This is a genomic window from Fangia hongkongensis FSC776 = DSM 21703, from assembly GCF_000379445.1.
In the GTDB taxonomy this organism is placed as follows: Bacteria; Pseudomonadota; Gammaproteobacteria; order Francisellales; family Francisellaceae; genus Fangia; species Fangia hongkongensis.
The window spans coordinates 70,489-83,468 of record NZ_KB902274.1; the positions used below are offsets into that span (position 1 = coordinate 70,489).

Annotated in this window: 13 protein-coding genes; 9 read left to right on the forward strand and 4 right to left on the reverse strand. The window is 36.7% G+C overall.

What is annotated here, in order from left to right; translation table 11 throughout:
* Window positions 1-10 precede the first annotated feature (10 nt).
* From rpsO to A37Q_RS0113365, 5 genes are all read left to right on the forward strand, one after another.
* Window positions 11-277 (forward strand): 30S ribosomal protein S15, encoded by a 267-nt coding sequence (gene rpsO / locus A37Q_RS0113340; protein WP_018300788.1) that lies wholly within the window; start codon window positions 11-13, stop codon window positions 275-277.
* Between the two features lie 48 nt (window positions 278-325).
* A complete protein-coding gene (gene pnp, locus A37Q_RS0113345; protein ID WP_018300789.1) occupies window positions 326-2,401 on the forward strand; it encodes a polyribonucleotide nucleotidyltransferase in 2,076 nt (691 codons plus the stop codon).
* A 13-nt stretch (window positions 2,402-2,414) separates the two neighbouring features.
* On the forward strand, window positions 2,415-2,759 hold the full coding sequence (erpA, locus tag A37Q_RS0113350; RefSeq protein ID WP_018300790.1) for an iron-sulfur cluster insertion protein ErpA: 345 nt from the start codon (window positions 2,415-2,417) through the stop codon (window positions 2,757-2,759).
* Between the two features lie 446 nt (window positions 2,760-3,205).
* The gene (locus A37Q_RS0113360; protein ID WP_154648711.1) at window positions 3,206-3,442 is read left to right on the forward strand and encodes a hypothetical protein; all 237 of its coding nucleotides are present in this window, start codon (window positions 3,206-3,208) and stop codon (window positions 3,440-3,442) included.
* A gap of 188 nt (window positions 3,443-3,630) precedes the next feature.
* Entirely contained in the window at window positions 3,631-4,236 is a 606-nt protein-coding gene (locus tag A37Q_RS0113365) for a GNAT family N-acetyltransferase (RefSeq protein ID WP_018300793.1), read from the forward strand.
* Here A37Q_RS0113365 and A37Q_RS0113370 read toward each other — a convergent pair.
* From A37Q_RS0113370 to A37Q_RS0113385, 4 genes are all read right to left on the reverse strand, one after another.
* On the reverse strand, window positions 4,233-4,784 hold the full coding sequence (locus A37Q_RS0113370) for a TIGR00645 family protein (protein WP_018300794.1): 552 nt from the start codon (window positions 4,782-4,784) through the stop codon (window positions 4,233-4,235). The two genes, A37Q_RS0113365 and A37Q_RS0113370, sit on opposite strands and share 4 nt — an antisense overlap.
* A gap of 517 nt (window positions 4,785-5,301) precedes the next feature.
* The gene (locus tag A37Q_RS0113375) at window positions 5,302-6,009 is read right to left on the reverse strand and encodes a YoaK family protein (protein WP_083907078.1); all 708 of its coding nucleotides are present in this window, start codon (window positions 6,007-6,009) and stop codon (window positions 5,302-5,304) included.
* Window positions 6,010-6,055: 46 nt separating this feature from the next.
* Window positions 6,056-8,281 (reverse strand): bifunctional 23S rRNA (guanine(2069)-N(7))-methyltransferase RlmK/23S rRNA (guanine(2445)-N(2))-methyltransferase RlmL, encoded by a 2,226-nt coding sequence (gene rlmKL / locus A37Q_RS0113380; RefSeq protein ID WP_018300796.1) that lies wholly within the window; start codon window positions 8,279-8,281, stop codon window positions 6,056-6,058.
* Between the two features lie 123 nt (window positions 8,282-8,404).
* Window positions 8,405-9,454 carry an oxidoreductase gene (locus tag A37Q_RS0113385; protein WP_018300797.1) on the reverse strand — a complete coding sequence of 350 codons (1,050 nt, stop codon included), beginning with the start codon at window positions 9,452-9,454 and terminating at the stop codon, window positions 8,405-8,407.
* 152 nt (window positions 9,455-9,606) lie between these two features.
* Here A37Q_RS0113385 and A37Q_RS15610 point away from each other — a divergent pair, with 152 nt between their 5' ends.
* From A37Q_RS15610 to A37Q_RS0113405, 4 genes are all read left to right on the forward strand, one after another.
* Window positions 9,607-10,359, forward strand: coding sequence for a 16S rRNA (uracil(1498)-N(3))-methyltransferase (locus A37Q_RS15610; RefSeq protein WP_018300798.1), 753 nt, complete (start codon window positions 9,607-9,609; stop codon window positions 10,357-10,359).
* A 239-nt stretch (window positions 10,360-10,598) separates the two neighbouring features.
* The gene (purM, locus tag A37Q_RS0113395; protein ID WP_018300799.1) at window positions 10,599-11,642 is read left to right on the forward strand and encodes a phosphoribosylformylglycinamidine cyclo-ligase; all 1,044 of its coding nucleotides are present in this window, start codon (window positions 10,599-10,601) and stop codon (window positions 11,640-11,642) included.
* A gap of 6 nt (window positions 11,643-11,648) precedes the next feature.
* Complete coding sequence (gene purN, locus A37Q_RS15615; protein ID WP_018300800.1) at window positions 11,649-12,227, forward strand: phosphoribosylglycinamide formyltransferase; 579 nt, start codon at window positions 11,649-11,651, stop codon at window positions 12,225-12,227.
* Window positions 12,228-12,303: 76 nt separating this feature from the next.
* Complete coding sequence (locus A37Q_RS0113405) at window positions 12,304-12,675, forward strand: VOC family protein (RefSeq protein WP_018300801.1); 372 nt, start codon at window positions 12,304-12,306, stop codon at window positions 12,673-12,675.
* The last annotated feature ends 305 nt before the right edge of the window (window positions 12,676-12,980 follow it).

Here is a 12,980-nt window from a genome sequence, read left to right on the forward strand (position 1 = left end):
GAGAAAACATATGTTAAGCACCGAACAAAAACAAGCAATCGTTGCTGAGTATCAGCAAGCAGAAGGTGATACGGGCTCACCAGAAGTGCAAGTTGCGCTTTTAACTGCACGTATTACAGATTTACAAGGCCACTTTAAAAATCACAAGCAAGATTTCCACTCAAGACGTGGATTATTGCGCCTTGTTAGTCAACGCCGTAAGTTGTTAGATTATCTTAAAGGTAAAGACATTGATCGTTACCGTTCACTTATCAAGCGTTTAGAATTACGTAGATAATTGATTAAAGATAATTGGAAATAAGGATAATATTAAGGTATACACATTGTGAAAATTTATAAAGAAGTCTTCCAACTAGGTAACACTGAATACTCGATTGAAACTGGGGGTATTGCTCGTCAGGCGACAGGGTCTGTACTTGTTAGTGCAGGAGATACGGTTGTTTTGGTGACAGCAGTTGCAAAAAAAGAAGTTAAAGATGGTGCTGATTTTTTCCCATTGACAGTTAACTATCAAGAAAAGTCTTATGCAGCTGGAAAAATCCCTGGTGGATTCCCACGTCGAGAAGGTAGACCTGGTGAAGCTGAAACGTTAACGGCACGTTTAATCGACCGTCCGTTACGCCCGCTTTTTCCGGAAGGCTTTTATAATGAAGTGCAAGTCGTTGCCACAGTATTATCATTTGATCCAGAGGTTCCACCAGATATTCCAGCGCTGATCGGTGCTTCGGCCTCGTTGGTTTTATCTGGTGTACCTTTTGAAGGCCCTATTGCAGGGGTTCGTGTTGGTTTTATTGATGGCCAATATGTATTGAATCCATCTTTGGATGCACAGAAAAAATCGGAGTTAGATCTTGTTGTTGCAGGAACATCTGATGCTGTGTTGATGGTTGAATCAGAAGCTGAAAGTTTACCAGAAGAGGTAATGCTTGGCGCCGTTTTGTATGGCCATAAAGAGATGCAGGTGATTATTGATGCAATTAATCATTTAGCAGAGTATGCAGCAAAACCACGTTGGGATTATGAGCCTAAGAAAGAAAATAAGGCATTAAAAGAGCAAATTAAGTCGAAATTTTTCAGTAAGATTAAATCAGCATATGAAGAGACTGAAAAACAAAAACGTAATGCTTGCATAAATACACTCAGACAAGAAGTTATTGAGGCAATTGTTGCCGATGAAAATGAAGCTGAAGAAGTTTCCGTTGATGAAATCAAAGATGTATTTCATAGCATAGAGAAAGATTTAGTTAGAAAAAATATTCTAGCTGGTAGTCCAAGAATTGATGGACGTGATACGCGTACTGTTCGCCCAATTAGTGTGAGAACTGGCGTTATTCCTAAAGCGCACGGCTCAGCACTTTTTACCCGTGGAGAAACCCAAGCACTTGTGGTCACTACATTAGGTAATGATAGAGATGCTCAGCTAATTGAAAATTTAAATGGTGATTTGAAAAATCGCTATATGTTACATTATAACTTTCCACCTTATTCAGTAGGTGAAACAGGGATGATGGGCACGCCAAAGCGTCGTGAGATCGGTCATGCTAATTTGGCCAAACGTGCAACACAGGCAGTGTTTCCAAATGAAGCTGTTTATCCATACGTTGTACGTGTGGTATCTGAAATTACAGAGTCAAATGGCTCAAGTTCTATGGCAACTGTTTGCGGATCATCATTATCAATGATGGATGCAGGTGTGCCACTTGCCGCTCCGGTTGCAGGTATTGCAATGGGGCTTATTAAAGAGGGCGATAAGTTTGCTGTGTTATCAGATATCCTAGGTGATGAAGATCATCTTGGCGATATGGACTTTAAAGTAGCAGGAACGCAATATGGTGTGACTGCATTACAAATGGATATTAAAATTAAAGGCATTACACGTGAAATTATGCAAGCTGCTTTAGATCAAGCAAAAGAAGGTCGTTTGCATATTTTAGGTATTATGAATGAAGTGATTTCTGAGTATAAAACAGAGACCTCAGCACATGCTCCTCAGGTTGAAGTTATTAGTATTGATCCATCGAAAATACGTGATGTCATTGGTAAAGGTGGCGCGACAGTAAAAGGGATTACCGAAAAAACAGGCGCTTCAATCGATACCTCTGATAATGGTGATGTAAAGATTTTTGCCAAGAGCAAAGCGTCATTAGAGGCTGCCATTGCTGAAGTGGAGGCATTAACTGCTTCTGCAGAGGTGGGACAAACCTATACAGGCAAAGTGGTTAAAGTCTTAGATTTTGGTGCTTTTGTGAACATCCTTCCTGGAAAAGATGGTTTGTTGCCATTTTCTGAGCTTGAGTCACTTGGTATCAATCCAAATACACTTGCAGAAGGCAAGTCGCTTAAAGTTATGGTGCAAAATGTCGACAGAATGGGTAAAATTAAACTAGTCCCATTACAGTAAAAGGTAAGAATATATGACAGTACAGCAAGCCGCACCGCTTAATTTTACAGATGCAGCTGCCCTCAAAGTCAAGGAATTGATTGAAGAAGAGGGCAATGATGAGTTGAAGCTTCGTGTGTATATTACAGGAGGTGGCTGTTCAGGGTTTCAGTATGGATTTAGCTTCGATGAAGCGCAAAAAGAAGATGATATGGTTTTTACAAATCATGGCGTACATCTTTTAGTGGATGCAATGAGTTTTCAATATTTAATTGGTGCAGATATCGATTACAAAGAAGATGTTGAAGGCGCACACTTTATCATTAGAAACCCAAATGCTAAAACAACCTGTGGTTGTGGATCGTCTTTTTCTGTTTAAACTAAATGTTTAAGTCTTTTAAAATAACAACAAAATATTGATCATTATTCATATTAATATCTAAAATGACCCATCTTTCATCCGGGTAATATCAACGACTTTAAATATAAGTAATTTCCCCTTAATCTATGCATTGAATCCGTAGTTACTACGGTTTTTGATTTTTTAAAATCTCGATATCATTTCCTCAATCGCATAAGGATAGTGCACGGATAACTCAGGCTGGTGTGTTATTAATTATATTGTTTTATCAGTCTAAAAGCACTTTTCTTATTAGAGCAAAAACAAAGCCACTCGAGGCTTTTATACTTACTCGCTAAAACTGAAATTATATAAGGAAGAATATATGCAGTTGACTCAAATAGTAAAAGATCGGGTTTTGAAAGAGATAGATGGATATGTGACAAGAAGTAGACCAAAGCTTTTCTATAATAACGACTTATTTAATGACAAAACTGATATTGCAAGGAATTTACAACTTGGCAGGGTTTGATCAAAATCTCGGATCTAGAGCATCAGGTATTGCAGATGACACAAAAGCATTAATTCATGAGGTTTTTAGATTTTTTGGTATTGTGTTGACTGTTGAAAACGGGGGTATAGCACAGTTATTGAATAGCAACGGCTATAGCCGTTCAGCAAATTTAGTTGGATTTGTAAAAAAGCTGTTAGGGTATTCATAGTACAGCATAATAAATCACATAGTGTAAATAACACCAAATCATTATAGTTTCAATACGTATGATGAGTTATGCTTAAGCGTATGTATATATCCTATAATTCTATGAATACTAAACTATTGTTTAGATGTCATAAAAAGCATATATTTAGGTATTCAAAGTAATATTGACAACATACAGAGTGAGTAAAAATGAAAGAAATCATGACATTAAGCAATAACTTGGTGCGTTTGGAGCTATTGTCTTATGCGCATTTAGAAGGTTTAGAGCAGGCAACACAAGATGGTTATCTATGGGAGCTGTGGTTTACAATCGTGCCTACGCCTGAAGACATGAGAGCTGATATTAAGCGTAGACTGAGACTCTATCAACAAGGTAGCATGTTGCCGTATACAGTTATTTGTCAAAAAAGTGGCAGAATTTTGGGCATGACTAGTTATATGAATATTGATCATGAGCAAAACCGTCTAGAGATTGGTAGCACATGGTACGCGAAAGCTGTACACGGTACAGCAATTAATGTTGCCTGTAAGTTGCTTCTTTTGGAACATGCTTTTGAAGTGTTTAAGTGTATTGCTGTTGAATTTAGAACACATCATTTGAATTTTGCATCGCGACGCGCCATAGAATCCATAGGTGCCAAATTGGATGGTATTCTGCGTAATCATCGCAAGATGCACAACGGCACACTACGTGATACTTGTGTTTATAGTATTATTGATTCTGAGTGGAAAACTATCAAAGCACATTTGAATTATAAGCTAATGGCAAAGCAGAGGAAATCAGCTGAAATCTAATGTGGTTTATGAACTTTATGTTCAAGCCAGCCTGTAAAGGCAATCATAATGGCTGAAAATACAAAAACAAGGTGAATAATCACATTCCATAAAAGCTCTCTATCAGAGATATGTGCAATATCTAAAAATTGCTTTAGCAGTGAAATGGAGGATATCGCTACAATTGACCCTGCAATTTTCATCTTAACACCGGTAGGGGAAAGCTTTTTAATCCAAATTGGTTCTCCTTTATCATGGGCAACGTCTATTTTGGAGACAAAGTTCTCATAGCCGCTTATTACAACAACGACAACCAAATTTGCAACTAAAGCAGCATCACATAAAGTCAGTGCAAATACGATAAGCTCGTGACCGCCAAAGTCTTTAATATTAATCAGCATCATTATGACAGACTTAGAGATGTCAAAAACAAAAGCTAAAAGTACCAATGACAAGACAAGATAAATGGGCGCTTGCAGCCATCGACTGGAAAAAACAACTTTTTCAATACCCGTTTCAACTTTAGAGATTTTTCTAATACTATTATCAGTGTTAAGATTATTATCCATTTAAATTCTATTATGTAGTAGTGTGTTTTAAATACATAGCAATATTGTAGAGCAACAGTAATCAGCATTAAATAATTTATTGCAATAAAGGATAAAAAATCTATATCTATCAGAGGATAAGACATAATAACATAAGTTCGCATAATATATATTATGTTAAATTATAGAATTAGAACTCCCTGCTTCATACGTTGCCTTGAAAGTATCACCGGTTAAACCTATTTAAGATTTACTAGATCTACAAAATCAATTACTCTGAGCTTGAATCCTGATGCCTGATTTTCAACAATTATATTATCATTAGTTAAATCTGCATGATAAAAAGATCGGCGCGATAAATTTTCAGGTCCATGCAGACCTCTCAGCTTATTTATTTCCTTTAATAAAAAATGTATTTCTTCATCATCATCTAGAGCCCTCAGCTTTTCCCCGCAGTCAAAAACCCAAAAAATGGCATTATCATGGCTTTTCTATATGACTTAATAATAATTTCTTGAAAAAAGTGTAAGAAGAACGTTTATTTTATTTTTGACAATAGAGCCATCGTTAGGAAAATAAGAATCATCACAAAGATAACTCCCCAAAAGTGCATAAACACATATCCGGTGACAGCAAGAATGCCACCTAGAGAAAAGCCTAATAAAGCACTGCCAAATACGAGAATATTTTTGACCGCATTTTTTTTCGAAATAATTGATTTACGATTGAATAGATACAGTAAAACTGCAGATAGATCGATAATAAATTGTGTAAAATTGCCTGTCATCATGGTCACTGGAGGTGATTTTTGTAAATAGAGCTTGGAAATCGTATTATGAATGGCCATTGCACAAACAGGCAACATACTTAAGAGGATAAAATTAAGTGACGTTACATTTAACTTAGGGGAAAGTGAGCCCAATAACATTAAGAAAAAGAAAAGCATTCCTTCTAGCGCTAGCCAGAAGACTAAATGCTTTCTCTTGACACCATGGAGCTCAATAATGCATGAAATAATGGCAGCAAAGACCATAAATACAGGGATTGCAACGACCTTTGATGCAACCCCTGAGGTATCTGTGACTAAATAAGCAATAATAATCACAATGTTCCCAGTAATATGGGCTGTAAATAAATGAGCAAGGGCAATAAAACCAAATACATCACTAAAGCCCCCTATTGCTGAGAGCAAAAACACAAGCGTTTTATTTACGCCGCAGTCTATGACGCCCAAATGTTGACTCATATACGATTATAAAAATGATTTTGAATATCTAAAAAGATAGCATAATTTATGATGATTTGTGTTTGATCTCCCAGCAATGATGGATGTTTGGACGGCGAAGAAAGTCTCTTGATAGGCATACTTTATCAATATTCTGGCAATGATATTTTTTCATCAGGTTTTCATCTAAGGTGAATTTTCTATAGTTATTAGAAAAATATAAGATGCCATTTTCCTTTAATGATCGCATCGCAAGATCGATCAAAAGCGCATGATCACGCTGAACATCAAGTGTCTCTTGCATCTTTTTGGAATTTGAAAAAGTCGGTGGATCTAGGAAGATAACATCATATTGTTGATGGTTCTCCTTAAGCCATCCTATACAATCTGATTCAATAAATTCATACTTTTTACCCAAGCTTAACTTATTTAATTCAAAATTTCGCTTTCCCCAGTCAAGGTAGGTTCGAGACATATCTACATTAGTAATGCGCTTAGCACCAGCTAAGGCTGCATGAACACTTGCAGTGCAGGTATATGAAAAGAGGTTTAATAAGGCTTTTCCTTTTGACGCTTTAGCGACAATTTGTCTTATTTTACGGTGATCTAAAAACAAGCCTGTATCTAAATAATCATTAAAATTAACATAAAATAAGGCTTCATTTTCACGGACCACATGATAAGTTTTTTGTGCATCTAGCTTATGATATTGTGCTTTACCTGCTTGTTTTTTACGTGTTTTCAAATGAATGTTTTTATATGGGATATCTAGCGTGTGATGAATATGATACAGAATTTGCTTTAATCTTTTCTCTGCTGCGTTATGATCAACATATTTCTCAGCTTGATATTCTTGTACATGCACGTGATTATTATAAAGATCAACGGCAACAGAAAACTCCGGAATATCAGCATCATAAAGACGATAGCATTCAATTTCATTTTGTTTTGCCCACTTTCTCAGTTGGGTAACATTCTTATTTAAACGGTTTTTAAAAGAAAGATGCTTATCATCTTCATTAATTGCCTGTTCAATGTGCCTTTTCTCTTTTTCGGCAGCACTTTCAAAGCGCATTTTTGATTGTGGATCAATGTTGATATGATAAAGAACCGTTTCAATCGCACCGTTAAATAGCTTGTTTTGCTTATAACTTCTAAGAGAAAGAGATTTAGTTGTCTCTTTAAATCCACTAAATACACATAGTTTCCAGTCTTGAAAGTGAGATAAAAGCTGATCTGAAAAGGTATTAAAAAGTGCTTTGAGCTTGTTTTCTTGTTGATGGTATAACCGCTCGCCATAAGGCGGATTGGTTAAGATAATGCCTTGTGCATCATCTGGCAGATCAGATAAGTCATATCGATCTAGTTTAGAGATATCCTGAACAGCAATACTGATTTTATTTTCCAAGCCAATAGCAGCAATATTCTCTTTTGCTTTATCGATAACATAAGGATCAGAGTCATATCCTATAATGTGAATATCCTTTTTTCCTTGCTCGCTAAATTGATGTGAGTTTTTCTCCATCATATCAAGAGCGTTTCTTTTAACCGATTCAAACAATGCTTGGTCATAGTCAAGCCAGTGCATAAAAGAAAAGTTTTCTCGATGAATATTAGGTAAAACACCATAGGCGATCATTGCCGCTTCTATTAAAAGTGTTCCAGAGCCACACATCGGGTCAATTAAGACAGGATGGCTATTTTCAATGAGTAGTGTTTGCCAACCTGATCGATACACAATGGCAGCGGCAAGCGTTTCTTTTAATGGCGCCCTTCCCTGCTCAACTCTATAACCTCGCCTATGCAAGCTCTCTCCGGTAGCTGAGAGATACACACTTACACTGCCGCGGTGAAAGTGAAGTGAAATAATAATCTCAGGGGACTCTAAGTTAATATTGGGTCTAGCCTCACACTCATTACGAAATTTATCAGCAACAGCATCTTTTGCCTTTTGCGCAGCATATTGCATATTATTAAATGCTCGATGCTTTCCAGTAACCTCAACTTTAAAGGTTTTATCTACTGCAAAGAGACTATGCCATGGTATTTCATATAATACTTGGTATAGCTCATCGGCATTTTCAATTTTTCTTTCATCTAATTTTAAATAAATTTGATTGGCAATACGGGAGCTAAAGCAAGCTTCATAGAGCTTTTCGCGCGTTGTGACAAATGACACACCTGCAACGTGTAGTTTTGTATGGTGAATGCCAAGTGTATGGAGTTCACTTTGCAGCAAATCTTCAGTACTTTTTGCGCAACTGGCAAAACAGTCAATTGTATTTTGAGACATATGATCTCTATCAGGTATAAATTAACAGCATTATATCATTGGATAGATATATTTTTGAGATTATTTCATGCTAACTTTTAGAGTAAGATCAATGAGTGTGCTTTAAATATGATTTGGTGTTATTTACGCATATAATTTCTTACCTATCTCCGAGCTTTTTATACACATTTCAATCATCTCAATAAGACCCACAGCCTCCTCTGGCGTGACAGGAAGCGGGGAGTTAGTTAAAATTGCATTAGCTATTTGATTGTAATAGATCCTGTAATCTCCAGCAATTGTTGCAACTTTCTGCTCTTTGCCATCGATATCTGTTTTGATACCATATTGAGTGCTCTTTTCTATTCCCAGAGCATCACTTGGTTTTTCTCCTTGCTTTAATCGCTCCTCTTGAGGGTCAAGACCATATTTTACAAAACTTCCCTTATCTCCATGAACAGTGAAACGCGGCATTGATGCTTTAACAACACTTGCTGAGTGTAAAATGACCCGCAAATCATTATAACCTAAAACAATATGGAAATAATCATCCACCTTCGCCCCCTCTCTTGTCTTGGCAACATCTGCAATAATCCAATGAGGCTTACCAAATAAAACCATAGCCTGATCGATCAAATGCGCACCCAAGTCGTATAAAACACCGCTTCCTGGCTTATCCTGCTCACGCCACTTTTGCAAATCTACATGTGGGCGAAAACGATCAAAATGACTTTCAAAAGTATAAATTTCACCTAGCGCATTATTATCTAACAGTGTTTTAACCGTCATGAAATCACCATCAAAACGTCTATTTTGATATACGCTGAGTTTCTTATCTTTCAATTGGGCAATCTCTTTAAGCTCCAAAGCTTCTTCTTTTGTAATGACAAAAGGCTTATCAACGACCACATGCTTATCGGCCATAAGCGCAGCTTTAGCAAGTGCATAGTGCGTATCTGTTGGTGTTGCAATTACAACCAGGTCAATTTGATCATCCTTAAGTACTGCATCCACATCCGCTAGAACTTTAACATTTGGATAGCGTGAGCTAATTTCGTTTTTTCTTGAGCTAACAATAGCGCTAAGTGTTAAACTCTCTACTTCTTCAATCACAGGGGCATGAAAAGCAGATCCCGCAAGCCCATAACCAACCAGTGCAACATGAATATTTTGATTTTTTTGATAATCAGACAAAATTATACTTCCTAGGTTTCTATAGGGTATAAATCTACAGCAGCTAGATGCACTTGCCTAGCCCTATTTTTTCTATTTTTAATCTTTCTCTTATCATTCAGTTAGAATCTATCATAAAATAAATATAAGATAATAAAAACAATCTAAAACAAATGAGAATCTCTAGAGTCTATAGTGATACTATACATGCTGGTTTAACATCAACCACACTCTCATCAACATTAAGCCATTACTTGATCCGAGTTTTAAGGCATAAAAAATCGCATCAAGTCAAACTCTTTAATAACCATGACGGGATAGAGTATTTAGCTGAAATTACAGATGCCAACTCAAAAGGCTGTACTTTAGAGGTTATTGACGCATATAAAGTATTCAATGAATCACCTATTAAGATCCACCTTTATCAAGCCTTGTCAAAAGGAGGAAAGTTTGAGGCCGTGGTACAAAAAGCAACTGAGCTTGGCGTCAATACCATCACCCCCATGATAACAGAGCATGTCGATTTTAAACTGCCGACAGAGAAGCTTGAGACTAAAGTGTCACACTGGCAAAAAGTGGCAATTAGTGCTGCTGAGCAATCTCAACGTGTCTTTTTTCCGAAGTTATCAACCCCGATGTGCTTTAATGATGTGCTAAAAGAAAAAACAACAATAAAAGCAGCTGATCAGCTTTTTGTGCTTTTGTGCCCACATCAAGGGATATCCATTCAAAAGCTTCATAAGCAATATCCAGATGTAAAAGCTATTCATCTTTTCATTGGACCAGAGGGAGGCTTTTCTGAGACTGAGAACAATCAATCCTTGGATTTAATAGAGCGTATTAAACTTGGTCCTCGTGTGCTTAGAACTGAAACCACGCCAGTGGCAATATGTGCGATCATTCAAACACTATGGGGTGATTTTTAGTGCATATGTTTATGTTATTGATCATAATGAATCAGAGACAATACAACAATTAGTGAGGACGCAAACTCTATCTAGTGACGAATAAAGACACGCCTCTCTATTACTGATAGTCTTTGCAAAGAAGGAAAGCCAGCAAGCATTTAAACCAATATTATTCAGGATATTCTTGAAAAATAGTTTGTGATTACTCTCTTCTCCAAGGTATAATTTGCACACATTTACCAGCCAACCTGTGCTTTATGTCAACAAAACACCTAAGCTATAGTGATGCCGGCGTAGATATCGATGCCGGAAATGCCCTTATCGAACAAATTAAACCTTTTGCTAAAAAAACCATGCGCCCTGAAGTGTTAACAGGTCTTGGTGGCTTTGGCGCCTTATTTGAGCTGCCACTTGATAAGTATAAAAACCCTGTACTCGTCTCTGGAACAGATGGTGTTGGGACAAAGCTTAAGCTTGCCTACGATGCTAATATGCACGATAAAATTGGAATTGATCTTGTAGCCATGTGCGTCAATGATCTTATCGTTGGTGGTGCTGAGCCTCTTTTTTTCCTCGATTATTATGCCACAGGAAAGCTAAGTGTTTCTCAAGCGACTGATGTAATAAAAGGTATTTCAGAGGGCTGTCTTCAAGCTGGCTGCTCTCTTGTTGGAGGCGAGACGGCTGAAATGCCTGGCATGTATAATCAGGATGAGTATGATCTTGCTGGTTTTTGTGTTGGTATCGTTGAGAAATCCAACATAATAACAGGTCAAAAAGTTAAAGAAGGCGACCGATTGATCGCCCTTTCTTCTTCCGGCATTCATTCAAATGGCTACTCTCTTGTACGTAAAGTCATTGAAATGAATAATCTCTCACTTGATATGCCTTTTTTAGACAGCACATTAAAAGCACATCTTTTAGCACCAACTCGTATCTATGTGAAAAGCATTTTGGAACTCTTGAAAACCTTTGATATTCATGCCATTTCTCATATAACAGGTGGTGGATTTACAGAAAACATCCCGCGTGTATTACCTGAGTATAGCAATGCAGTGATTGATTTATCCAGTTGGGACTTCCCGCCTATTTTCAAATGGTTAGCAGAAAAAGGAAATATTGAGCAACATGAGATGCTGCGCACATTCAACTGTGGTGCCGGAATGATTCTGAGTGTTGCAAAAGAAGATGTCACAAATGTTATAGATGCACTTCATACTCTAGGTGAAAACGCTTGGGAGATTGGAGAGATTAAAGCCGGGGCGCAAAAAACACCTTTTGTTTCCTACCAAGAAACATAAAGATTTATGAATAATACTAACACGAAGAAAATAGTTATTCTTTGCTCAGGTGAAGGATCAAACCTGCAAGCAATTATTGATTATTTTAATGGTTATTCTGATGTTGAAATTGCCTGCATTATCTCAGATAAACCCTCTAAGTCACTTGAACGTGGGATTGCACATAACATTCCAACGCTATACCTTCCCAAGCTTAATCACCCTCGAGAGAGTTATGATCAAGTGCTTATGGCTCACATTAATCTCTATCAACCTGATCTAATTATCTTAGCAGGGTTTATGCGTATTTTATCCGCCAAGTTTATTCAATCTTACCCTAAAAAAATCCTTAATATCCACCCATCATTACTGCCAAAGTACAAGGGGTTAAATACCCATAAGCGCGCACTTGAGAATAATGATAAAATACATGGAACAACTATACACTATGTTAATGAGGATTTAGATGGTGGAGAGATTATTATTCAAAAATCCATTAAGATTCTAGAGAGTGATAATGAGAAGACACTTGAAGAAAAAGTTAAAGTCATAGAGCATCAACTTTATCCCAAAACAATCGTATCACTCCTAAGTAGTAAACACTAATGTTTGAATTGGGCTTGTCGTTTTTTGCATCTCCACATGTTAAAATCTTTCGGGTTTGTTTTTATGGAGATTAAACATGATTTCACATATTGACCATATTGTCCTTACGGTTCAAAACATCGATCGATCTATTCACTTTTATCAAAAGTTAGGTATGACAGTGCAAACGTTTGCTCATGGTCGAAAGTCCTTACATTTTGGAAATCAAAAAATCAACTTGCAAGAATTAGGACAAGAAACAAGAAATAATGCACAAATTGGCTCTGGAGATCTGTGTTTAATTAGTGATTGGTCACTAGATGCTATTATTAATCATTTAGCTAATCATCAAATTCCAATCATTGAAGGTCCTGTAAAAAAGACAGGGGCTCAAGGGAAGATTGACAGCATTTATATTAGTGATCCAGATAAAAATTTAGTTGAAATATCTGTATACACTAAAGTTTGAATCTTAGCACTTAAAATAAACAAGCAAACGTATTGCATCACTCCCAATAGAATACATTCCACCCAATCCGTTATTTTTTTACAGAAATTATCTATTTTTATTTGCAACTCATTTGAAAAGTGTTTATAAATATTCCCCTAGACAGGGAGGAGATACATTGCACCACGTGATTTTTTATCATGTTATTTCTAGGAATAACTAGCTGTGAACAAGCAAAACTTGCTGATAAACTAAACATCTAACATGTTTAATTTATTCTCACAACTGTGGCGCAATCTGTCATGGCAATATAACAAGTAGTAAAT